General features: G+C 74.4%; 19 protein-coding genes. 16 read left to right on the forward strand and 3 right to left on the reverse strand.

All coding sequences use genetic code 11. The features are described 5' to 3' along the window. Together ACH9D2_RS06055 and ACH9D2_RS06060 are read right to left on the reverse strand one after the other, a co-directional pair. The coding region (locus tag ACH9D2_RS06055) for a protein kinase domain-containing protein (protein ID WP_396361914.1) at positions 1-1129 on the reverse strand (1129 nt) is incomplete at its 3' end. 45 nt (positions 1130-1174) lie between these two features. Then, positions 1175-2323, reverse strand: coding sequence for a LysM peptidoglycan-binding domain-containing protein (locus tag ACH9D2_RS06060; RefSeq protein ID WP_396361915.1), 1149 nt, complete (start codon positions 2321-2323; stop codon positions 1175-1177). Positions 2324-2442: 119 nt separating this feature from the next. Between ACH9D2_RS06060 and ACH9D2_RS06065 the strand changes: the two genes are divergently transcribed. Next, a complete protein-coding gene (locus tag ACH9D2_RS06065) occupies positions 2443-2829 on the forward strand; it encodes an Rv2175c family DNA-binding protein (protein WP_396361917.1) in 387 nt (128 codons plus the stop codon). A 25-nt stretch (positions 2830-2854) separates the two neighbouring features. On the opposite strand, the gene ACH9D2_RS06070 is transcribed toward ACH9D2_RS06065, so the two are convergent. Further along, positions 2855-4006: a polyprenyl synthetase family protein gene (locus ACH9D2_RS06070; RefSeq protein ID WP_396361918.1), complete on the reverse strand. Its 1152-nt coding sequence runs from the start codon at positions 4004-4006 to the stop codon at positions 2855-2857. A gap of 185 nt (positions 4007-4191) precedes the next feature. Here ACH9D2_RS06070 and dinB point away from each other — a divergent pair, with 185 nt between their 5' ends. The 15 genes from dinB (at position 4192) to ftsZ (ending at position 23165) form a co-directional block, all read left to right on the forward strand. Then, positions 4192-5472: a DNA polymerase IV gene (gene dinB / locus ACH9D2_RS06075; protein WP_396361920.1), complete on the forward strand. Its 1281-nt coding sequence runs from the start codon at positions 4192-4194 to the stop codon at positions 5470-5472. 55 nt (positions 5473-5527) lie between these two features. Continuing rightward, positions 5528-5905 carry a DUF3040 domain-containing protein gene (locus ACH9D2_RS06080; RefSeq protein ID WP_396361922.1) on the forward strand — a complete coding sequence of 126 codons (378 nt, stop codon included), beginning with the start codon at positions 5528-5530 and terminating at the stop codon, positions 5903-5905. A 491-nt stretch (positions 5906-6396) separates the two neighbouring features. Further along, complete coding sequence (gene mraZ / locus ACH9D2_RS06085) at positions 6397-6828, forward strand: division/cell wall cluster transcriptional repressor MraZ (protein ID WP_396361943.1); 432 nt, start codon at positions 6397-6399, stop codon at positions 6826-6828. Between the two features lie 230 nt (positions 6829-7058). Next, on the forward strand, positions 7059-8060 hold the full coding sequence (rsmH, locus tag ACH9D2_RS06090) for a 16S rRNA (cytosine(1402)-N(4))-methyltransferase RsmH (RefSeq protein WP_396361924.1): 1002 nt from the start codon (positions 7059-7061) through the stop codon (positions 8058-8060). Continuing rightward, complete coding sequence (locus ACH9D2_RS06095) at positions 8057-8773, forward strand: hypothetical protein (RefSeq protein WP_396361926.1); 717 nt, start codon at positions 8057-8059, stop codon at positions 8771-8773. Before rsmH ends, ACH9D2_RS06095 begins: the two co-directional genes overlap by 4 nt. A 78-nt stretch (positions 8774-8851) precedes the next feature. Beyond that, complete coding sequence (locus tag ACH9D2_RS06100; RefSeq protein ID WP_396361927.1) at positions 8852-10822, forward strand: peptidoglycan D,D-transpeptidase FtsI family protein; 1971 nt, start codon at positions 8852-8854, stop codon at positions 10820-10822. 92 nt (positions 10823-10914) lie between these two features. Continuing rightward, a complete protein-coding gene (locus tag ACH9D2_RS06105; protein ID WP_396361928.1) occupies positions 10915-12564 on the forward strand; it encodes a UDP-N-acetylmuramoyl-L-alanyl-D-glutamate--2,6-diaminopimelate ligase in 1650 nt (549 codons plus the stop codon). After that, the gene (locus tag ACH9D2_RS06110; RefSeq protein WP_396361929.1) at positions 12561-14162 is read left to right on the forward strand and encodes a UDP-N-acetylmuramoyl-tripeptide--D-alanyl-D-alanine ligase; all 1602 of its coding nucleotides are present in this window, start codon (positions 12561-12563) and stop codon (positions 14160-14162) included. The genes ACH9D2_RS06105 and ACH9D2_RS06110 overlap by 4 nt, the downstream gene beginning before the upstream one ends. Further along, positions 14159-15274, forward strand: a complete 1116-nt coding sequence (mraY, locus tag ACH9D2_RS06115; RefSeq protein WP_396361931.1) for a phospho-N-acetylmuramoyl-pentapeptide-transferase — start codon at positions 14159-14161, stop codon at positions 15272-15274. Before ACH9D2_RS06110 ends, mraY begins: the two co-directional genes overlap by 4 nt. Continuing rightward, on the forward strand, positions 15271-16797 hold the full coding sequence (murD, locus tag ACH9D2_RS06120; RefSeq protein WP_396361933.1) for a UDP-N-acetylmuramoyl-L-alanine--D-glutamate ligase: 1527 nt from the start codon (positions 15271-15273) through the stop codon (positions 16795-16797). Before mraY ends, murD begins: the two co-directional genes overlap by 4 nt. Then, positions 16794-18029: a putative lipid II flippase FtsW gene (gene ftsW, locus ACH9D2_RS06125; protein ID WP_396361935.1), complete on the forward strand. Its 1236-nt coding sequence runs from the start codon at positions 16794-16796 to the stop codon at positions 18027-18029. Before murD ends, ftsW begins: the two co-directional genes overlap by 4 nt. After that, positions 18026-19153: an undecaprenyldiphospho-muramoylpentapeptide beta-N-acetylglucosaminyltransferase gene (gene murG / locus ACH9D2_RS06130; protein ID WP_396361937.1), complete on the forward strand. Its 1128-nt coding sequence runs from the start codon at positions 18026-18028 to the stop codon at positions 19151-19153. The genes ftsW and murG overlap by 4 nt, the downstream gene beginning before the upstream one ends. Then, positions 19143-20546: a UDP-N-acetylmuramate--L-alanine ligase gene (gene murC / locus ACH9D2_RS06135; protein ID WP_396361939.1), complete on the forward strand. Its 1404-nt coding sequence runs from the start codon at positions 19143-19145 to the stop codon at positions 20544-20546. Before murG ends, murC begins: the two co-directional genes overlap by 11 nt. After that, the gene (locus ACH9D2_RS06140; RefSeq protein WP_396361940.1) at positions 20546-21667 is read left to right on the forward strand and encodes a cell division protein FtsQ/DivIB; all 1122 of its coding nucleotides are present in this window, start codon (positions 20546-20548) and stop codon (positions 21665-21667) included. Before murC ends, ACH9D2_RS06140 begins: the two co-directional genes overlap by 1 nt. Positions 21668-21917: 250 nt before the next feature. Then, positions 21918-23165, forward strand: a complete 1248-nt coding sequence (gene ftsZ, locus ACH9D2_RS06145) for a cell division protein FtsZ (RefSeq protein ID WP_396361941.1) — start codon at positions 21918-21920, stop codon at positions 23163-23165. Positions 23166-23184 lie beyond the last annotated feature (19 nt).

The following is a 23184-nucleotide window of genomic DNA, read 5'->3' on the forward strand; positions in this document are numbered from 1 at the left end:
GCGGCACCCCGGTCCGCGTGGTCGCCGGGCCGAGGACCTCAGTGCTGATCGCCTCCGTGCCGACGGTCTCCGTGCCGATGGTGGCCGTGCCGATCGCCTCCGTGCCGATGGCTTCGGTGGGGGCGGCCCCCGGGGCCAGGGCCTCGGTGGGGGCGGCCCGGGGGTCCGGTGCCGTCGTGCGCCCTCCGTCCGGGGCCGGCGCCGTGGTCGGGTCGCCGTGCCGGTCCGGGGGCGGTGCCGGCGAGGAGCCGTGCACGGCGCCGGCCGGGAGGCGGTCGAGCTCGGCCGGCCGGAGGTCCGCCCGGACCGCCCGCAGCTCCTCGAGGAACCTGCCGGCGTCCGGCGGGCGCAGCTCCGGGTCCCGCGCCGTGGCCCGGGCGACGAGCCGCGCCAGGCCGGCCGGGAGACCGGGGTCCAGGGTGCGCACGTCCGGGACGGCGCCCTCCGCGTGGGCGCGCGCCACGGCCAGGGGGCCGCCCTCGAAGGGACGGCGTCCGGCCAGGAGCTCGAAGAGCACGATGCCGGCCGAGTACACGTCCGCCCGGGTGTCGACCCGCTGCCCGGTCACGAGCTCCGGCGAGGCGTAGCCCACCGTGCCCAGCACCGTCCCGGTCGCCGTGTGCTGGTCGACGGCGCGGGTGAGACCGAAGTCCGCGACCGTCACCCGGCCGCTGCCGGCGATCAGCACGTTCTCCGGCTTCACGTCACGGTGCACCAGCCCCGCCCGGTGGGCCGCCGCGAGCCCGTCGAGAACCGGCTCCAGCAGCGCCAGCGCCTCGCCCGGGGGGAGAGCGCCGCGCCGGCGCAGGAGGTCGCGCAGCGTCGAGCCCGCCACGTGCTCCATGACCAGGTAGGGCACCCCGTCCGGGGCATGGCCCTGGTCGAGCACGGAGACGACGTGCGGGTGGGACAGCCGCGCCGCGGCCCGGGCCTCCCGTACGAACCGGTCCGCGGCGGCCGGGTCCTCCGCCAGGTGGGCGTGCATGAGCTTGACCGCCACGACGCGCTGCAGGCGCGTGTCCACCGCCCGGTACACGGTGGCGGTGCCGCCGCGGGCGATGCGCGGACCCAGCTCGTAGCGGCCCTCGAGGAGGGTCCCGGTCAGGTGGTCGGGGAGCGCGTGCTGCACGGGCTCAGCCTAGGGCGGGGCGCTGTGCGCTGCCTGGGTCGGAGGTCACGGACCGAACCGCTTGCGGTGGGACTTGACGTTCTTGACGTACTGCTTGGTGTCGTCGTACATCCCGTACTTCTTCACCCCGTGCAGGCCCTGGTAGTACGCGGCGATGGCCACGTCGGTGCTGGGCGCCGAGCGGCCCAGCTGCCGGATGATGGCCACGCCGGCGGTGACGTTGTCCTGCGGGTCCAGCAGGTCGAGCTCCCGGCCCACGAGGCCCGAGGCCCAGTCCCCGGCGTCCGGGATGACCTGCATGGTGCCCACGGCGTCCGCGGGGGAGACGGCCCGGTGGTCGAAGCCCGACTCCTGATAGGCGTGCGCCAGGGCGAGGGCCGGGTCCACGCCCATCTGCACGGCGGTGTCGTGGACCAGCCTGCGCATCTCCTCCCGGGACGGTGCCGGGCGTGCGGTGAGCTGCTCGTGGTGGCGGTTGGCGGAGTCCACCACACTGTCCTCGTAGGTGCGGCCCAGGAAGCTGTCGCCGACGGCGCGCTCGGGCCGGGGCTCCTCGGCCGGCTCCGGGGCCGCTGCGGTCCGCACGGTGGCGGAGGCCGGCGCGGCGACCGACAGCCGCTGTCCCGGGCGCAGCAGGGAGTTCACCGTGAGGTCGTTGGCCTCGAGGAGCGACTGGACCGACACCCCGCGCGCCTGCGAGATGCTCCACAGCGAGTCGCCGGAGCGCACGACGTGGTCCGTGCGGGGCGGATCCTCCGCCGGGGGGGCGGTCTCCTTCGAGGCGCCGGCGGCAGGGGCTTCGCCGCCGGAGAGGCGCAGCTTCTGCCCGGGCATCAGCAGCGCCGCGCCCGAGAGGTCGTTCCACCGCATGAGCTCGTCCACGGCGACGCCGTGGCGCTGGGCGACCGCCCACAGGGAGTCCCCTGGGGACACGGTGTGCTCCGGGGACTTCGCCGTCTTCTGGCCGACGAGCAGAGGCGCCGCGGTCACCTGGGCCGTCTGCGCGGGGGCGGCGTGGGCCACGGTGCCCCCGCCCAGGGCGGCCAGGGCGGCGACGGCCGTGACCGCCGAGCCCGTGCGGGCCCGGCGGGCCCAGCCGGAGGAGCGGTCGTCCTGCGCGCCGGGGGACTCGGCGGCGGTGCGGTGCGGTGCGTCGTTCGGGTCGGTCGTGTCGCTGTCGGGGGGAAACGGCATGAAGGGGCTCTCTGACGCTGATCGGGGAAGGTGCGGAGTTCTCAGCCGGCTCCGCGGGTCGAGCATACCGTGGCGGGACCGCGTGGCACGGGCACCGGCGGACGTGGCACTCTGGGGGCGTGAAGAACACATCCGGAATCAGCACCGAGGAGTTCGACCGCCTGGACGGTCTCGTCCAGGAGTGGTTGCCCCTGCCCGACGTCGCTGAGCAGCTCGGCCTCGTGGTCACCCGCGTCCACGGACTCGTCGACGACGGGACGCTCCTCGCCGTCCGCAACCCGCACGACAGCATCCGCCGGGTGCCGGCCGCGTTCCTCCTGGACGGTGCCGTGGTCGACTCGCTGAAGGGCACGGTGGCGGTCCTGCGGGACTCCGGCTTCACCGACGCCGAGGCGATCACGTGGCTGTTCACCGAGGACGAGTCCCTGCCGGGGCGTCCCGTCGACGCGCTGCGGGACGGGCGCAAGACGGAGATCCGCCGCCGGGCGCAGGCCCTGGCCTGGTGACCCGCTCCTGACCGGCGCGCCGGGCTCAGGAGGAGCGGCGGACCGCGGCCGTCGCGAGACCGCGCAGCGCGGCCATGGGCACGGCGTCGGCCCCGAGCCGGTCCAGCGCCGTGAACGCCTCCCGGCTGAGCCCGTCGATGAGCGCCTCCGTGGAGCCCAGGGCGCCGCACGCCGTGATGAGCGCACGGAGCTCCTCGACGTCCTCCTCCGTCAGGTCCGGCCTGCCCAGGGCCGCCTCGAGCCGCGCGATCTGGGCCTCGCTGCCGCGCGTGCGGACGTAGCCGACGAGCACCGTCCGCTTGCCCTCGCGCAGGTCGTCCCCGGCGGGCTTGCCCGTGGCCGCCGGGTCGCCGAACACGCCCAGGACGTCGTCGCGCAACTGGAACGCCTCGCCCAGGGGCAGCGCGAACGCGGAGCAGCGCTCCAGCACCGGCTCCGGCGCCCCGGCCAGGGCGGCGCCGAGCACCACGGGGTGCTCCACGGAGTACTTCGCCGACTTGTACCGGATGACGTCCAGGGCCCGCTGCACCGCTCCGTCGCGGTCCTGGCCCCCGCCGGCGACCTCGCCCTGCACGTCGAGGTACTGCCCGGCCATCACCTCCGAGCGCATGAGGTCGAAGACCGCGCGTGCACGGTGGCCGCCGTGCGCCGTGGTGGAGGCCGCGGTGAAGAGCTGCTCGCTCCAGGACAGGCACAGGTCTCCGGAGAGGATCGCGGCGGCGACGCCGAAGGCGGCGCCGTCCAGGGCCCAGCCCCCCGTCGCGTGCACGGACTCGAACCGGCGGTGCACGCTGGGGGCGCCCCGGCGGGTGTCGGATCGGTCGATGACGTCGTCGTGGATGAGCGCGGCGGACTGGAAGAGCTCGAGCGCCGCACCGGCCCGGACCACGGCCGGGTCCTCCGGATCACCGCCCGCCGCCCGCCAGCCCCAGTAGCACAGCCGAGCGCGGAGCCGCTTGCCGCCGGCGGAGAGGGCGGCGACGGCGTCCAGCAGCGGGAGGGCGTCCGCCGAGATCCCGCCCAGGACCGTCCGCTGCCGCCCGAAGAACTCCTCCAGCTCCTCGTGCAGCCGGGCCACGAACCGCTCGTCCTCGGCGCGGAAGGCGTCCTCGGGGCGGGCCCGGGGCGCGGTGCCGGAGGACGCGTCGGGGTGATGCGGGAGCGGCGGGCACGTCATGGGTGGCTGGACCTCGGTCTCGGGGCGGTGGCGGACTGCTCCTGGCGGCCGTCCGCGATGTCCGGCCCAGCCTATCGAAGGCCCGCCGGACGGGCCGCGGGAGCGGTGCCCGGGCGGGTGCCCGCACGGCGGCCGGGATGTCCGCGCCGAGGGCTATGCTGTGCCGGACCCGGGAGGAGGACACGGTGAACGAGACGCCGAAGGACCGGCTGGAACGCTGGCGGGCGTGCGCCGTCCTGCACGTCGACATGGACATGTTCTACGTCGGCGTGGAGCTGCTCGCGGCCCCGCAGCTGCGGGGCCGGCCCGTCATCGTGGCGGGGTCGGGGAACCGTTCCGTCGTCCTCTCCGCCTCCTACGAGGCCCGGGAGTACGGCGTCCGCTCCGGCATGCCTCTGGGCCGGGCCCGGGCGATGTGTCCCCGGGCCGTCCTGCTCGAGCCCCACCGCGACGCCTACGAGGCCTATTCCCGCCGGGTCATGGCGATGTTCTGGGAGATCACCGACCGGGTGGAGCAGATCAGCGTGGACGAGGCCTTCCTCGACGTCGCCGGAGCAGTCCGGCGGCTCGGCCCCCCGGTGGGGATCGCCCGCGGCCTGCGCGCCCGCGTGCGGGACGAGCTGGGGCTCACCGCCTCCGTGGGGATCGGCGCCAACAAGACCGTCGCGAAGATCGCCTCGACCCGCTCCAAACCGGACGGGCTCCTGCTCGTCCAGCCCGAGGACACCGTCGCCTTCCTGGCAGAGCTGCCGGTCTCGGCGCTGTGGGGCGTCGGGGGGCGCACGGCCGCGACGCTCACCGGCGCGGGTCTCCGGAGCGTCGGGGACCTCGCGGCCGCCCCGGTGCCCCTGCTGACCCGGCTGGTCGGCCGGGCCGCCGGCCACCACCTGCACGAGCTCGCCAACGGGCGCGACCCCCGTCCGGTCGAGCCGGTCCGGGAGGAGAAGAGCGTGGGCGCGGAGGAGACCTTCGCCCGGGACGTCTCGGACGACCGGGTGCTGCACGAGACCCTGCTGCGGCTGAGCCACCGGACCGCCTCACGGCTGCGCCGCCAGGGACTGCGCGCCCGCCGGGTGGGGCTCAAGGTGCGCTACGCGGACTTCACGACCATCACCCGCTCACGGACGCTGCAGCACCCCTTCACCTCGGCCCACGACCTGCTCGAGCACGGCACGGGCCTGCTCGAGGAGCTCGGGAGCCGCCCCCAGCCGGTCCGCCTCATCGGGGTCCGGGCCGAGGGGCTGGAGCCCGCCACGGAGGCCCTGCAGCTGAGCCTGGACGGCCGCGAGGAGGAATGGGGGGCCGCCGAGCAGGCCATGGACCGGGTGCACGCCCGCTTCGGCGCCGAACGCCTCGGACCCGCCCGCCTCCTGCCGCCCGCACCACGGAATCCGGAAGGCAATTCGGAGGCTGTTGACAGCCGTGTGCGCGGTGCCAAATCAGCACCCGACGGTCTATCCTGGTAGGAGGCGGCGCCGGAACAGCCGGGGAATCCGCACCCGAAGGATGAGGAGGCATACCGTGCCACTGTCCGAGCACGAGCAACAGCTCCTGGCCCAGCTGGAGAAGCAGCTCCACGCGGACGACCCGAGGTTCGTGACGAGCATGGGTTCCCGTGCCGTCAGGGGAGCTTCCACCCGCAACATCGTCCTCGGGATCGTGATCGCCGTCGTCGGTCTGCTCGTCCTCCTGGGCGGGGTGGTCATCGACTCCATCCTGGTGGGGGTCCTGGGTTTCGTCGTGATGGGCGCAGGCGTCTACGTCGCCACGATGCGCTCCGGCAAGCCGCGCCCCGGTGGCGAGTCCGGCAAGGGGGGTCCGCCCCGCCGCTCGTCGCCCTTCCTGCAGAACCTCGAGGAGCGCTGGGACCAGCGCAACTCCGGGGGCCAGTCCTCCTGACCGCACTCCTCCGGGCGCGGAGCCGCACGTAGGGCGCCGCCCGGGCCGACCGCTCCACCAGGTCCCCCCACCGCCCACCACCGTGCCGCCGCCCAGGGGCGCGGTGCCCGACCAGCTCCCCGGTACGCTGCCGGGGAGTTTTTTGGTGCCCGGCGAGCGACGCGCGGACCGATCCTCCACTGTCCTCCCCGCCGCCCTCCCCGCCGCCCTCCACGACGCTCCACGTCGCCCTCCACCGCGTCCGTTCCGTGGCACCGCGCCGCCCCGCCGGCGCCCAGCACCGTCTCCCGGGACGGCGCTCCACGCCGTCCTCCACGACGCTCCACCGGTACGCCACCCCGCCCACCTGGGGCGACGCCGTTCGAGGTGTCCTCGCGCCGCGCCACGCCGGGGCGCACGGGCCCCGCGTTCGTTGACCGGGGAGTGAAGTGGAGTAAAGTGGGGCGAAGAGATGGATCTGGGAGAACTCTCGGGCTGGAGAGGCGGTGAGCATGTTTCTCGGAACGTACTCACCCCGTCTCGACGAGAAGGGCCGCTTGATCCTGCCGGCGAAGTACCGGGAGGAGCTGGCGGAGGGACTCGTCCTGACCCGTGGTCAGGAACGGTGCCTCTACGTGTTCAGCGTCCGCGAGTTCGAGCGGGTCCACGAGCAGCTGAGGGCGGCGCCACTGTCCTCGAAGCAGGCCAGGGACTACATCCGGGTCTTTCTCTCGGGCGCCTCGGACGAGGTCCCGGACAAGCAGGGCCGAGTCACCATACCGCCGCCGCTGCGGGACTACGCCGGGCTGGGCCGGGAGCTCGCCGTCATCGGCGCGGGCACCCGGGCGGAGATCTGGGACGCCCAGGCGTGGAACGACTACCTGAACGAGAAGGAGGCCGTCTTCTCCGACACCGAGGAGGAAGTGGTGCCCGGGCTCTTCTGAGCGCAGGGCAGCCGAGATCACCCGCGGAGCACGCGGAGCCGCTTCCCGGATGAGATCTCCAGCCGCACAGCCGTCACCGTCCTGGCTCACCTTCCCCTGAGCCAGGCCGGATTCGAGGGACGGCCAGCGGATGGGGTTCTGATCCTGGAAGGCCCGCCGCCGCACCACGGCGTCGACCCGGCGCCGGCCACCGAAGACCGATCCACCGTCGACCGCCGAAGAGAGGGCCCATGGCGCAACGCCCAGCCGAGCAGCTCCACGTTCCCGTGCTGCTCGAGCGGTGCCTCGACCTGATGGCTCCCGCGCTCGGCGAGGACGGCGCCGTGGCGGTGGACGCGACGATGGGCATGGGCGGTCACTCCGAGGCGCTGCTGCGGCGCTTCCCCGGCCTGCACCTCGTGGCCATCGACCGGGACCCGCAGGCGCACGCTCTGGCGGGCGCACGGCTGGCCCCCTTCGGGGACCGCTTCCACCCCGTGCACACGACGTACGACCGGATCCCCGAGGCCCTCGACCGGCACGGGTTCGACCACGCGGACGCCGTGCTCTTCGACCTCGGGGTCTCGTCCCTGCAGCTCGACGAGCGCGAGCGCGGCTTCGCCTACTCCTACGACGCCCCCCTCGACATGCGCATGGACGCCACGGCGCCCGTCACGGCCCAGGACGTGGTCAACGACTACAGCGAGGCGGACCTGCGCCGGATCCTGCGGGACTGGGGCGAGGAGCGCTTCGCCGGCCGCATCGCCCGCGCGATCGTGGAGCACCGGGCCAGGACCCCGCTGCGGACCACGGGGGAGCTCGTCGAGGTCGTCCGCGGGGCCGTGCCGCAGGGAGCCCAGCACCGCAAGGGGCACCCGGCGAAGCAGACGTTCCAGGCGTTGCGGATCGAGGTCAACGAGGAGCTCGACGTCCTGCGCCGGGCGATCCCGGCCGCACTGGACGCCGTGCCCGTCGGCGGCCGCGTCGTGGCCATGAGCTACCACTCCCTGGAGGACCGGATCGTCAAGCAGGCCTTCGCCCGGGGAGCCACCTCGACGGCGCCGAAGGGGTTCCCCGTGGAGCTCGACCAGCACAAGCCGACCCTGCGGGTGCTGACCCGCGGGACGGAGACCCCCACCCCCGGGGAGGTCGACGAGAACCCCCGGGCCGCCTCCGCGCGACTGCGCGCGGTGGAGCGCATCAGACAGCACACTCCCCCCACAGCACAGAACGCGCAGAGGTACACGGCATGAGCGGAACCGGACTCCAGCGACGCCCCGCACGGACGGATTCCTCGCGGACGGGCATCGGTGCCTGGGCCGGGCGGCGCGGGCAGCGCCCGCCGGTGGAGGGCAGCTCCGCCCGCCAGCTGAGCAGCCCCGCACCGCACGCCGAGGAGCCGGCCGGCTCCACCCGGGCCCCGCTGTCCGTGGTCCCGGGCCGGGCGCGACGGCAGCGGTTCTCCACCGTGCTGCTCAGCCTGGTCGCCCTCGTGGTCGCACTGGCCTCCATCCTGGTCCTCAACATCCAGATCTCCGGCGGCCAGTACCGGCTCGTGGAGCTGCGCGCCCAGGAGCAGGCCCTCAGTCAGCAGAACGAGGCGCTCACCCAGGACCTCGAGTTCTACAACGCCCCGCAGAACCTCGCGGTGATGGCCACGGACCTCGGCATGGTCCCCGCGCAGGACTCGGGCACGATCGATCTCACGAACGGGACCGTCGAGGGCGATCCGCTCCCGGCGCAGCCCCAGGAGGACCACGAGATCCTGGTCGAGCACGCCCACCAGACCGGCTCGGAGGCAGCGGACCGCGCCGCCCAGCGCGCCGACGACCGCGATCGGGAGAAGGCGGAGCAGGAGCGCGAGGACGCCGAGCGCCGGGCCCGCGAGGACGCGGCGCCGGCGGGCGACGCGGGGGCGGACGGCGGTTCCCTCCCCGCCCCGCCGCAGCGCACGCCCGGGGAGTGACCCGGACGCCGGCCCCCGCACCCGCCGGCAGCAGCAACCCGGACATCCCCCAGTCCCAACCAGGAACGAGGCAGACACGTGGCACGCGCACGCTCGACGTCCACCGGTGACGCCCCCGGCGCCCGCGGCATCGGCCGCAGCCACATCGGCGTCGTCCTCGTCCTCGGCCTGCTGGTGGTCCTCGGGCTCCGCCTCATGTGGGTGCAGGGCTTCGACGTCGCCGGCCGCGCCGAGGCCGCCGCGGCGGAGCGGTCCCGCACCGAGGTGGTCCCCGCGCTGCGCGGGGAGATCCGGGACACCCACGGCAACGTCCTCGCCCGCACGCTGCAGCGCTACGACGTCACGGTCGACCAGTCCCTCGTGCGCGAGTTCGCGCGACCGCTGGCCGACGGCACCACCGAGACCGTGACGCCCACGCAGGCGGTGTACCAGCTCGCCGACGCCCTCGAGCTCGAGGACACCGAGGTCAAGGACGCCCTCGACGGCGACAAGCAGTTCGAGTACGTGGCCCGCGGGGTGACGCCCGAGCAGTGGAACACCGTGCGCGAGCTCGGCCTGCCCTACGTGTACGGGCAGCCCTCCTCCGACCGCATCTACCCCCACGGGCCGGTGGCCGGCAGCGTGGTCGGCTTCATGGGCGGGGACGACGAGGCGCTCGGCGGGATCGAGCAGACCCAGGACGGGTTGCTGCGCGGTACGGACGGGAGCCGGACCTTCGAGATCAGCGCCGACGGCGTGCGGATCCCGGTGGCGCCGCAGGAGGAGAGCCCCGTGGAGGACGGCTCCTCGGTGCAGCTGTCGATCGACAGCGACGTCCAGTTCTTCGCCCAGCAGGCCGTCATGGAACGCGCCGAGGAGCTCGACGCCGAGTGGGGCACGGCCGTGGTGATGCGGATCGAGGACGGCGCGGTGCTGGCGCTGGCCGACTCCTCGACGGTGGACCCCAACGACATCGGGGCGGCGGACCCGCAGGACCTCGGCGTGCGCTCCGTGCAGAACGCCGTGGAGCCCGGCTCCACCCAGAAGATCCTCACCGCGGCCGCCGCCGTGGAGGAGGGCGTGGCGACGCCGCGCACGGAGATCACCGTGCCCCCGTTCCTGGAGATCGAGGGGCAGAAGATCACCGACGCCTTCGACCACGGCGAGCAGCAGCGCACGTTCGCCGGGATCATCGCCGACTCGATGAACACGGGCACCGTCCTCGTCGGCGGCAAGCTCTCCCCGGAGCAGCGCCACGAGTGGATGCAGCGCTTCGGCGTGGGCGAGACCACGGGGATCGAGCTGCCGGGGGAGTCGCCCGGCATCCTCACGAGCGCGGACCAGTGGGACGTGCGCCAGCAGTACACCGTGCTCTTCGGCCAGGGCGTCGCCCAGACCCCGTTGCGCACCGCCACGATCTTCCAGGCCATCGGCAACGGCGGGGTCCAGGTGGAGCCCCGTGTCGTCGAGTCCGTCATCGCCCCCGACGGCACCCGCACCCCGGTGGAGCGGCCCGAGGGCGAGCGGGTCGTCTCCGAGGAGACGGCGCAGCAGGTGCTCGACATGATGGAGGTCACCGTCACCCAGGGCGGCGCCAAGGAGGCCGCCGTGGAGGGCTACCGCGTGGGCGGCAAGACCGGCACCGCCGAGGCGCCCAGCCCCGAGGGCGGCTACGACGGCTACACCACCTCCTTCGTGGGCGTCGCCCCCGTCGAGGACCCCCAGTACCTCGTGGCGGTCACGCTCCAGCGGCCCGAGGGCGACGTCCGCACGATCGGCACCACCCCCACCTTCAGCAAGATCATGGGACAGGTGCTTCGCCACTACGACGTCCCGCCCTCGACGACCGAGCCCGTGGAGATCCCGCTGCGCACGGACGAACCGGAGGAGGACGAGGCCGAGGAGACGGCGCCGGTGGACACCCCGCCGGGCGTCGAGGCACCGGAGGACAGCGGCGCCGCGGACGGCACCACGCGGGAGGACACGGCCGACGCCGACGCCGGACCCGGGGCCGCCGCGGCCGACGCCGACGCCCCCGCCACGTCCCGGCGGGCCGACGAGGGCGACTAGACTTCCATATCGCTGTGCCCGGCCACCCCCGGGTCCGCACCCCCCGCTCCCGGCGGACCACCCGACCGCCGACCAGACCACGAAGGACGTTGATGGACGCGACAGCCCAGCAGGGACACGACGCGCAGACGATGCGCCCCGCCCGGACCCGCCCGCTGAGCCTCGCCGAGACCGCCCGGCTCGCCGGCGGGACGGCGCCGTCCCGGGCCGTGGACGTCACCGGCATCTCCCTGGACTCCCGCCAGCTGCGTCCCGGCGACCTCTACGCGGCCCTGCCCGGCGCCCGCACCCACGGCGCCCGGTTCGCCGCGGCCGCCGAGCGCTCGGGCGCCGCCGCGGTGCTCACCGACGCCGAGGGCGCCGGGATCCTCCGGCACGCCGGCATCCGGCTGCCCGTGGTCGAGGCCCCGGACCCCCGCCGGTGCGTGGGCGCGATCGCCGCGCGCGTCTACGGCACCCGGCCGGAGGACGGGACCGCCCCGGCACTGTTCGCGGTGACCGGCACCAACGGCAAGACGACCACGACCTACTTCACCAACTCGGTGCTCCGCGCCCTCGGCCGGCGCACGGGTCTGATCGGGACCATCGAGATCCTCGCCGGCGACGAGTCGATCCCCTCCCGGCTCACCACCCCGGAGGCTCCGCACGTGCACGCGCTGCTCGCGCTCATGCGCGAGCGCGGCATCACGGCGGCGTCCATGGAGGTCTCCTCCCACGCCCTGGAGTTCCACCGGGTGGACGGGGTCCGCTTCGACGTCGCCGGGTTCACGAACCTGACCCAGGACCACCTCGACCTGCACGGGTCGATGGAGGAGTACTTCGCGGTCAAGGCCCAGCTGTTCACCCCGGAGCGGACCCGCCGGGCCGTGGTGCTGGTCCAGGACGAGGACGACGTCTGGGGCCTGCGGATGGCCGGGCACGCCCGGGAGCAGCTCGGCACGGACCTGGTGGACACGATCGCCCTGCGCGGCGGCGTGCCCGGGGACCGGGACTCCGGACCGGGCCGGCACGGCGCGGACTGGACCCTGACCAGCATGACCCGCCGCGGGATCGGCCACGGCTTCGCGCTGCGGCACCGGGACGGCCGGACGCTGCGCGTGTCCACCGCCCTGCCCGGCGACTTCAACGTGGCCAACGCCGCGCTCGCCGTGGTCATGGTCGTGGCCTCCGGCATCGACGTCGCCGACGTGCAGCGCGTCCTCGACGAGGCGGACCCCCTCACCACGGACGTGCCCGGGCGGATGCAGCTGATCGGCACGCAGCCGACCGCCGTCGTCGACTTCGCGCACAACCCGGACGCCCTGCGCCGTGCGCTCGCCGCCGTGGAACCGCCCGACGGGGACGGCCGCGTCATCGTGGTCTTCGGCGCCACGGGCGAGCGGGACCGGTCCAAGCGCCCGATCATGGGCGAGATCGCCGCCCGCCACGCCGACGTCGTGATCGTCACCGACGACGACCCGCACGACGAGGAGCCCGGCGGGATCCGCGCCGAGGTCGCCGCCGGCGCGCTCGCGGCCCGCGACGCCGGGGCCAGGGCCCAGGAGGTGCTCGTGCTCGAGCCCCGGACCGTGGCCATCCGCGCCGCGGTGGCCATGGCGAGGCCGGCCGACTCCGTGCTCGTGGCCGGTCGCGGCCACGAGACGGTCCAGGAGATCCGGGGCGTGGACCACCCGTTGGACGACAGGGAAGAGCTGCGGGCCGCGCTGGCCGAGGGGCAGCAGGACCGTTGGGAGAACCGATGATCGACGTCACCGCCGCACAGCTCGCGCAGATCACGGGCGGACGACCCGTCGGCGCCGCCGCCGAGGCGTCCGTCGTCCACCACGTCGCCACCGACTCCCGCGAGGCCCGCCCCGGGACCCTGTTCGTCGCCAAGCCGGGCGAGGTCACCGACGGCCACGAGCACGTGGGCGCCGCCTTCGCCGCCGGCGCCGTGCTCGCCCTCGTCGAGCGCGAGGTCGCCGACGCCGCGGGCGTCACCTACCCGGGCGTGCTCGTCCCCGACGTGGTCGAGGCGATGGGCCGGCTCGCCGCCTGGGTCGTGACCCAGCTGCGCGCCGACCACGAGGTGAAGGTCATCGCCGTCACCGGCTCCGTCGGCAAGACCACCACCAAGGACCTCCTGCGGGGCATCTTCGCCGCGGAGGGCCCCACGGTCGCGCCGCGCGGCTCGTACAACGGAGAGGTCGGCGTGCCGCTGACCGTCTTCGAGGCCGGGCCGGGCACCCGGTTCCTCATCATCGAGATGGGCGCCACCAGGATCGGCAACATCGACTACCTGTGCCGGATGGTCCGCCCCGACGTCGGGGTGGTGCTGTGCGTCGGCTCGGCCCACGCCGGCGAGTTCGGCGGGGTCGCCAACATCGCCCGCGCCAAGGGCGAGCTCGTCGAGTCCCTGCGGGCCGACGGCGTGGCGGTCCTCAACGACGACGACGTCCTGGTCCGCCAGATGCACCGCCGCACCGCCGCGCCGGTGCTGTTCTTCGGGGAGTCCCCGGCGAACGCGCTGCCCGACGTCCCGGCCGCCCGGGTGCACGCCTCCGGGATCCGGCTCGGCCCCGGCGGCAACCCGGAGTTCCGACTGCACTTCCCCGACGGCTCCGAGCACGGGATCGTCTCCCGGCTCATCGGGGCGCACCACGTCTCCAACCTGCTCGCGGCCGCGTCGGCGGCCTTCGTGGCAGGGGTCGCCCCCGAGCGGATCGCGGCCTCGCTCAACGCCCAGGGCGCCGTGAGCCGGTGGCGGATGGAGCGCACCGAACGGGCCGACGGGGTGACGGTGATCAACGACGCCTACAACGCCAACCCCCAGTCGATGCGCGCCGCGCTGCAGACCCTGGCCCAGCTGGGCCGCGGCTCCGGCGGTTCCGCGCCCCGCCGCACGTGGGCGGTGCTCGGCGGCATGCTCGAGCTCGGCGACAGCACGGTGGAGGAGCACGACGCCCTGGGCCGCATGGTCGTGCGGCTGAACATCTCCAAGCTCATCGCGGTCGGCGACCTCGCCCGGCCGGTGTACGACGCCGCCCAGCTGGAGGGCTCGTGGGGCAACGAGGCCACCTGGGCGGCGACCCCGGAGGACGCCGAGGAGATCCTGCGCCAGGAGCTCGCACCCGGTGACGTCGTGCTCTTCAAGTCCTCCAACGCCGTCGGCCTGGCGGTCCTGGGGGACCGGGTGGCGTCCGAGGCGGGGGACCGCTCCGGCGGACCGGCCCCGGGCAACGACGCCCCGGCGCACGGCGACCACTGGCTCTCGGCCGGCCCCTACGTCAACGCCTCCCTCGACCCGAGCGGAAGGCCCACCACCCCGGGCCCCTCCGCCGAGGGGAACGAGCCGGCATGATCCAGATCCTCATGGCGGCCGGCTTCGCGCTGGTGCTCTCCCTCTTCGGCACCCCGGCCTTCATCAAGTTCCTCGCCCGGCGCGGCTACGGCCAGTTCATCCGGGACGACGGGCCCACCAGCCACCACACCAAGCGCGGGACGCCCACCATGGGCGGGGTGGCGATCCTGGGCTCCGTGGTGGTCGCCTACGCGCTGACGCACCTGATCTCCGGGATCCTGTGGCCGGCCTACGGGGGAATCACCCTCTCCGGGCTCTCCGCGCTGCTGCTGATGCTGGGCATGGGGTTCGTCGGCTTCATCGACGACTACAAGAAGATCGCCAAGAAGCAGAACCTCGGGCTCAGCGCCGTGGGCAAGATCGTACTCCAGGGCCTCATCGGCACCGCGTTCGCGCTGCTCGTGCTGCTCGTGCCCGGCCCGCAGGGCACCACTCCCGCGTCCTCCGCGATCTCCGTGACCCGGGACACCTCCCTCGACCTCGCGTTCGCGGGCACCGTGGTCGGGGCCGTGCTCTTCGTGATCTGGGTGAACCTGATCGCGACCGCCACGACGAACGCCGTGAACCTCACCGACGGCCTCGACGGCCTCGCCACCGGCGCGTCCATCCTCGTGTTCAGCGGCTACCTGCTGATCGCCATGTGGCAGAACACCCACCTGTGCGGATCCGTGGCCCAAGGGGTCTGCTACGAGGTGCGCGACGCCGCCGACCTCGCCCTCACCGCCGCCGCCCTGGTCGGGGCCCTCGTGGGCTTCCTGTGGTGGAACACCTCCCCGGCGAAGATCTTCATGGGCGACACGGGCTCCCTCGGGCTCGGCGGCGCGCTCGCCGCGTTCGCGGTGCTGACCCGCACCGAGCTGCTGCTCGTGCTCATCGCCGGGCTGTTCGTGGTCATCACGGTCTCCGTCATCCTGCAGGTCGGCTACTTCAAGCTCTCCGGCGGCCGGCGCATCTTCAAGATGGCGCCGCTGCAGCACCACTTCGAGCTCAAGGGCTGGAACGAGGTGACCATCGTGGTCCGCTTCTGGATCATCGCCGGGCTGTTCGTCGCGGCCGCGCTCGGCGTCTTCTACGGCGACTGGCTGCTCTCCCACGGAGGAATGATCCAATGATCCACGCGAGCAACGACAACCCCGTCCTGGACCGGCCGCGCCTGGCGGGGCTCACCACGTGGGACGCCGACTGGTCCGGACTGCGCGTGGTCGTGGCCGGGATCGGGCTCTCGGGCTTCGCCGCCGCGGACACCCTGATCGAGCTGGGCGCCCGCGTCGTCGTCGTCGACGGGGCCGACACCCCGGAGACCCGGGCGAAGGCCGACACCCTGCGGATCGTGGGCGCCGCCGACGTCCTGCTGGGGGAGAGCTCCCAGGAGGCCGTGCCCGACGTCGAGGGCGCCCGCCCCGAGCTGGTGGTCACCTCACCGGGGCTGCGCCCCGACCACCCCCTGCTGGCCGCCGCGGCGGCCGAGGGCATCCAGATCTGGGGCGACGTGGAGCTCGCCTGGCGGGTCCGCGAGCGCGCCGGGCGCAAAACCGCCGAGTGGGTGTGCATCACCGGCACCAACGGCAAGACCACCGCGGTCGGGATGACCGCGTCGATGCTGCGGGCCGCCGGGCTCACCGCGGCCGCCGTCGGCAACGTGGGCACCCCCATCCTGGACGCGCTGCGCGATCCCGTCGAGCACGACGTGCTCGCCGTGGAGCTGTCCAGCTTCCAGCTGCACTGGACGTCCTCGATGTCGCCGCTGGCGTCGGTGGTGCTCAACGTGGCCGAGGACCACGTGGACTGGCACGGCGGCTACGAGAACTACGTGGCGGACAAGTCCCGGATCTACGAGAACACCCGGGTGGCCTGCGTCTACAACGCCCAGCAGGCCGAGACCGTGCGCATGGTCGAGGAGGCCGACGTCGTCGAGGGCTGCCGCGCGGTGGGCTTCACCCTCGAGACCCCCGACGTCAGCATGCTCGGTGTCGTGGAGGACCTGCTCGTGGACCGGGCCTTCCTCGACGACCGCCGCGGCTCCGCGCTCGAGCTCGCCGCGATCACCGACACCGGCCCCCTCCCCACCCCCCACGGCGTGGCCAACGCCCTGGCCGCCGCGGCACTGGCCCGGGCGGCCGGTGCCCCGCCGGAGGCCGTGCGGGACGGGCTGCGCGCCTGGGAGCCCGGCGACCACCGGATCCAGGCCGTCGCCACGACGCACGGGGTGCTGTGGATCAACGACTCCAAGGCCACCAACCCGCACGCGGCCGACGCGGCCCTGTCCGCGTTCGACCCCGTGGTGTGGATCGCCGGCGGCCTGTCCAAGGGCGTCTCCTACGACCGGCTCGTCGCCCGGCACGCCGGCCGGCTGCGCACCGTGGTGCTCATCGGCACGGACAACGACTCCCTGCTGGCCGCGCTCGCCGCGCACGCCCCGCAGGTCCCCGTCCTGCGGACCGCCGAGCGGCCCGGCGCCGGGGCGGGCGACGCCGTGATGGGCGAGGCCGTCCGGCTCGCCCACGAGGTCGCGCAGCAGGGCGACACGGTGCTGATGGCTCCGGCGTCCGCCTCGATGGACCAGTTCACCTCCTACGCCCACCGCGGGGACGCGTTCATCCGGGAGGTCACCGACCTCGTGGGACGGCTGTCGTGACCACGGTGCGGGAGCGGGCGGGGCTCGCGCAGACGGCCCGCGGCTCCCTGGGCGGGGCGCGCCGCTTCTGGCGGGCCCTGGTGGACGGCCCGCTCATCCACTCCTACTACGCGCTGGCCGGTTCCGTGCTGCTGCTCACGGCCATCGGCATCATGATGGTGCTCTCCGCCTCGGCGGTGGAGTCCATCTCGGCGCAGGAGTCCGCGTACTCGTACTTCGTCAAGCAGGCCACCTTCGGGGGGCTCGGCGTGCTCCTGATGTTCGCCCTGTCCTTCGTGCCCACCGCCTGGTACCGCAGGGGCGCCACCGGGCTCCTGGTCCTCGCCGTGCTGCTGCTGATGCTCGTCTTCACCCCGCTCGGGCAGGAGATCAACGGCAACCGGAACTGGATCGTGGTGGGCGGGCAGTCCTTCCAGCCGTCCGAGGCCGCCAAGCTCGCCGTCGCCCTCTGGCTGGCGATGGTCCTGGCCCGGCAGGGCGACGCCGTGCGGGACTGGCGCCAGGCCCTCTGGCCCTCGGGCCTGGGCATCGGGGTCCCCGCCCTGATGATCGTGCTCGGCGACGACGTGGGCACGGCCCTCGTCTTCGTCCTGATCTACGCGGCCGCCCTGTTCTTCGCCGGGGCGCCGCTGCGCCTGTTCGTGGTCGCGGCCGCCGGGGCCGCGCTGGCCGGCACGCTGGCCATCGTCACCGCGCCGCACCGCGTGGACCGGATCACCGGCTGGCTCTTCGGCGAGTGCGGGGCCACCGACGCCTGCTACCAGGCCCAGCAGGGGCTCAACGCCCTGGCCTCGGGCGGCTGGTGGGGCGTGGGGCTGGGCCAGTCCCGGCTCAAGTACAACTACGTCCCCGAGGCGCACAACGACTACATCTTCTCGATCATCGGCGAGGAGCTGGGCCTGCTGGGCACGGTGCTGATCCTCGCCCTGTTCGCGGTGATGGCCCTGGCGATGGCCCGCGTGATCCTGCGCGCCCGCAGCAGCTTCGTCCGGATCGCCACCGCCTGCATCGTCACCTGGCTCGTCGGCCAGGCGTTCATCAACATCGGCATGGTCACGGGAGTGCTGCCCGTGATCGGCATCCCCCTCCCGTTCATCAGCTACGGTGGGTCGTCGCTGCTGATGAGCCTCGCGGCCGTCGGCGTGGTGATGTCCTTCACCCGGCTGCCGCGCCGGATCCAGGTCCCCGCCCGCACCCCCCGCCCCCGCACCCCGAACGAGGATCGCGCATGACACCGTCCGAACCCACCACCGGAGCCCCCGCGCCGTCGGTCCTGCTGGCCGGCGGTGGCACCGCCGGGCACGTCAGCCCCCTCCTGGCCGTGGCCGCCGCACTGCGCGAGCAGGCTCCGGAGGCCCGGCTCACGGCGGTGGGCACCGCGTCCGGGATGGAGACGCGGCTCGTCCCGCAGGCCGGCCTCGAGCTCGAGCTCGTCGACCGGGTGCCGCTGCCCCGCCGGCCCTCCGTGGACCTCGTCCGGCTGCCCGGGCGGCTCCTCGGCGCCGTGCGGCAGGCCGGGGAGATCCTGGACCGGGTGCGGCCCGACGTGGTGCTCGGCGTCGGCGGGTACGTCTGCACCCCCGTCTACCTCGCCGCCGCCCGGCGCGGCCTGCCCATCGTGGTCCACGAGGCCAACGCCCGGCCGGGCCTGGCCAACCGGGTCGGCGCGCGCTGGGCCGCGACCGTGGCCACCGCGTTCCCCGGCACCCCCCTGCGCGGAGCCGTGACCGTCGGCATGCCCATGCGCCGGGAGATCTCCCGTCTGGACCGCGCGGCGCTGCGCGCGGAGGCGCGCCGGTCCTTCGGGCTCGACCCGGACCGGCCCACCGTCGTGGTCACCGGCGGCTCCTCGGGAGCACTCGCCATGAACCGGACCGTGGCCGGGGTCGCCGGGGAGGTCGCCGAGCACGGTCACCAGCTGCTCCACGTCACCGGCCGGGGCAAGCAGCTCACCGGGGACGACGGCGCGCTGCTGAGCGCCCCGGGCTACGTGCAGGTCGAGTACGTGGACGGCATGGAGCGCGTCTACGCCGCCGCCGACCTGCTGGTGGCCCGCGCCGGCGCCGCGACCGTCTCGGAGGCGGCGGCCGTCGGCCTGCCCGCCGTGTTCGTCCCGCTGCCGGTCGGCAACGGCGAGCAGGCGCTCAACGCCGCCTCCCTCGTGGCGGCCGGCGCGGCGCAGCTCGTGACCGACGACGCGTTCACCCCCGACTGGTACCGCCGGCACGTCCACCCGCTGCTGGCCGACCCCGACCGGCTCGCGGCGATGGCCGCCGCGAGCCGTGGCCACGGCGTGCGCGACGCCGACACCGTGCTGGCACGGATGATCCTCGAGGAGGCCCCCGGTGGGCGCTGAGCACCAGACCGACCCCGGACTGCTGGGCCGGGTCCACTTCATCGGCATGGGCGGAGCGGGGATGTCCGCCGTCGCGAAGCTCATGCTCGCCCGCGGGGTGCCGGTGAGCGGATCCGACCGGCAGGACTCCCCGGCCCTGCGCCAGCTCCAGGACCTGGGCGCCACCGTGCACGTGGGCCAGCACGCCGGCCACGTCGACGGGGCGCAGACCGTGGTCGTGTCCACCGCGATCCCGCCCGAGGACCCCGAGTACGCCGCCGCCCGGGCCGCGGGGCTGCGCGTGCTCCACCGCTCCGAGGCGCTCGCGGCCGCGATGCACGGCCGTGAGGTCGTGGCCGTGGCCGGCACCCACGGCAAGACGACCACCAGCGCCATGGCCGCGCTCGCGCTGCACGCCGCCGGGCTGGAGCCCTCCTGGGCCATCGGCGCGCACGTGGCCGATCTCGGCTCCAACGCGGCCCTCGGCGCGGGCCGCTGGTTCGTGGCCGAGGCCGACGAGTCGGACGGCTCCTTCCTGGCGTACGGTCCGCGGATCGCCGTGGTCACCAACATCGAGCCCGACCACCTCGACTACTACGCCTCCCGCGAGGCCTTCTTCCGGGCCTTCGACGAGTTCGCCGCGACGCTGCCCGAGGACGGGCTGCTCGTGGCCTGCCAGGACGACGCCGGCTCGCGGGCGCTGGCCGAGCGCCACCGGGCCGCCGGCGGGCGGGTCGTCAGCTACGGCACGGACCCGACCTCCGACGTCCGGGTGCTCCCCGGGGAGGCCGACGGGCTGCGCACCAGCAGCACGCTGCTGCTGGGCGAGGGCGCGGACCGCCGCGAGGAGCGGCTCGAGCTCGCGGTGCCCGGCCGGCACAACGTCCTCAACGCGACCGCCGCCTTCTGCGTGGCCGTCGAGGCCGGTGTCCCGCCCGCGGACGCGGTGCGCGGGCTGGCCGGGTTCCACGGCTCCGCCCGGCGCTTCGACCTGCGGGGCGAGGTGGACGGGATCCGGGTCTTCGACGACTACGCCCACCACCCCACCGAGGTGGTCGCGGCGCTCACGGCGGCCCGCGAGGTCGCGGCCGGGCACCGGGTGATCGCCATCTTCCAGCCGCACCTGTTCTCCCGCACGCGCGAGTTCGCGGCCGAGTTCGCCGACGCCCTCGCCCTGGCCGACGAGGCCCTGGTCATCGACATCTTCGCCGCGCGGGAGCGGCCCGTCGACGGCCTCACGAGCGAGATCGTCACCGACCGCGCCCCCGCCCACGTCCGCTACGTCCCCGACGGGGCCGACGCGGTCGTCCAGGCCGCCCGGGCCGCCAGGCCCGGGGACCTGGTGCTCACGGTGGGCGCCGGGGACGTCACGGCCCTCGGCCCCCGGCTCGTGGACCGTCTCGGAGCCGGCTGATGAGCCGGCACGGTCGCCCGCACCAGCCACGGCTCGGGGACTCCGCCCGGGACGGCGGCGCCGAGGTCCCCGCACCGGCGGACGGGACCGCTCCGGAGCACGCCGCCGGATCGCCCGGCGACTCCGGCCGCCGGCCCGGGAGCACGGATCCCGGCGGAACCACCGCCGCCGGCGGATCCGCACCGCAGGGCGGGCGCGTGCGGGTGAACGACGGCACCAAGGTCACGCCCCTGGCCGACGACGAGGACCTCGAGGAGGTCCCGGCCGCCGGCGGCCGGTTCAGCGCCTGGCGGCGGCACCGGCAGGAGCGGGCCGCCTCCCGCACGCTCACCGCCTCCCGGCTGCCCCCCGAGGACGAGCCCGCACGGGCCGGCTCGACGGCGGTCGGTGCCACGGCCGGGGGCACCGTTGTCGCCTTTCCCGCCTCCGCGGGGGCCCGGCGCCGGCGCCGCCGGATCGCAGCCGTGCTCGGCGTGCTCGCCGCCATGGCCGTGCTCGCCGGCGTCCTGTTTCTCTCCCCGGCGCTGGCCGTCCGGGAGGTCTCGGTGCGCGGCGCCGAGCTGACGGACCCGGCCCGCGTCGAGTCCGCGCTCGAGGACTACCGGGGCGTCCCGCTGACCCGGATCTCCAAGGACGAGGTGCGGGACCGGGTGGGCCGGATCCCGCAGGTCCGCTCCATCGAGGTGCTGCTCGAGCCCCCGCACCACCTCGTGGTGGCGCTGCACGAGCGCGTGCCCGTGGCGGCGATCGAGGACGGGGACGAGTTCGTGGTCGTCGACTCGGAGGGCGTGGCGCTGATGACGGCCGGGTCGGCGGAGGAGGCGGGCGTCCCGGTCGTCACGGGCGGCCGCGACGTGCTCGGGAGCGAGCGCTTCGACGCCATCGCCGCCGTGCTGGCCGCCCTGCCGGAGTCCGTGCTCGCGCAGCTGCGCACCGCCTCGGCCGAGTCCCTGTCCTCGGTCGAGCTGGCCTTCACCGACGGCCGCACGGTCGTCTGGGGGACCGCCGAGGACAGCGAGCTGAAGTCCCAGGTGCTGCGGGAGCTCGTCGAGGCGCGCGGGGCCGGCAGCGGGGTCGAGACCTACGACGTGTCGAGCCCGACCCGTCCCGTGGTGCGCTGACGGACGCGATTCCGCCCTCACCTTCGACCAGAGGTCTATGGTGTGGGCGAAGGACAGCACGACCTGCGGTTTTGGCGAAAAGTGTCGAAAGCGGTATGGCTTGTCGTGCAGGTGCTCCCCGTGGTTGTTAGGCTTGACCTCGACATCGAACCTCCCGGGAGAACAGTTGACGACCTCGGATTCGACCTTCGATCGAAGGTTGAAAATCGACTCACGAACCCGGACCCGAACCATCTCTAGTTAGGTACCCATGGACTCCTCCACCCCCCAGAACTACTTGGCCGTCATCAAGGTCGTCGGAATCGGCGGCGGCGGCGTCAACGCCGTCAACCGGATGATCGAGGAGGGGTTGCGCGGCGTCGAGTTCATCGCGATCAACACCGACGCGCAGGCCCTGCTGATGAGCGACGCCGACGTCAAGCTCGACGTCGGGCGCGAGCTCACACGCGGCCTGGGCGCGGGCGCCAACCCCGACGTCGGGCGCCAGGCGGCGGAGGACCACCACGAGGAGATCGAGGAGGTCCTCAAGGGGGCCGACATGGTCTTCGTGACCGCCGGCGAGGGCGGCGGCACCGGCACCGGTGGCGCCCCCGTGGTCGCCCGCATGGCCCGCTCCCTGGGTGCCCTGACCATCGGCGTCGTCACCCGCCCGTTCACCTTCGAGGGCCGCCGCCGGTCCAACCAGGCGGAGAACGGCATCGAGACGCTGCGCGACGAGGTCGACACCCTCATCGTGATCCCCAACGACCGGCTGCTGTCCATCTCCGACCGCAACGTGTCCATGCTGGACGCCTTCAAGTCCGCGGACCAGGTGCTGCTCTCGGGCGTGCAGGGCATCACCGACCTGATCACCACCCCGGGCCTGATCAACCTCGACTTCGCCGACGTGAAGTCCGTGATGCAGGGCGCCGGCTCGGCGCTCATGGGCATCGGCGCCGCGCAGGGCGAGGACCGTGCCGTGAAGGCCGCCGAGCTCGCCATCGCGTCCCCGCTGCTGGAGGCCTCCATCGACGGCGCCCACGGCGTGCTGCTGTCCATCCAGGGCGGCTCCGACCTCGGCCTGTTCGAGATCAACGAGGCCGCCCGCCTGGTCCAGGAGGTCGCCCACCCCGAGGCGAACATCATCTTCGGCGCGGTCATCGACGACGCCCTGGGAGACCAGGCCCGCGTCACGGTCATCGCCGCGGGCTTCGACTCGGTCAGCCCGGAGACGAACGCCAACAACACCAACGCGGCCGCCCAGCAGGCGGCGACCACGCGCGCGGCCTTCGGCTCCGGCGCCGCTCAGCCCGCCGGCGTGGGCCGCGCCCCGCAGCGCGGCGGCGCCCCGTCCTTCGGCCAGCCCTCGACCTCGCAGCGGTGGGCGCAGCCGGTGCAGAACGACGACGTGCCCGACGACGCCGGTTTCGACGTCGACCTGCCCGCCGAGGCCGAGGCCGGCGCCGGGACGGGCTCCGCGCGCAAGGACTCCCTGGACTTCCCCGACTTCCTGAAGTGAGTTCCGCTCCCGGGGGCGG

The sequence above is a fragment of the Kocuria rhizosphaericola genome (assembly GCF_044462205.1).
Classification (GTDB): Bacteria; Actinomycetota; Actinomycetes; order Actinomycetales; family Micrococcaceae; genus Kocuria; species Kocuria rhizosphaericola.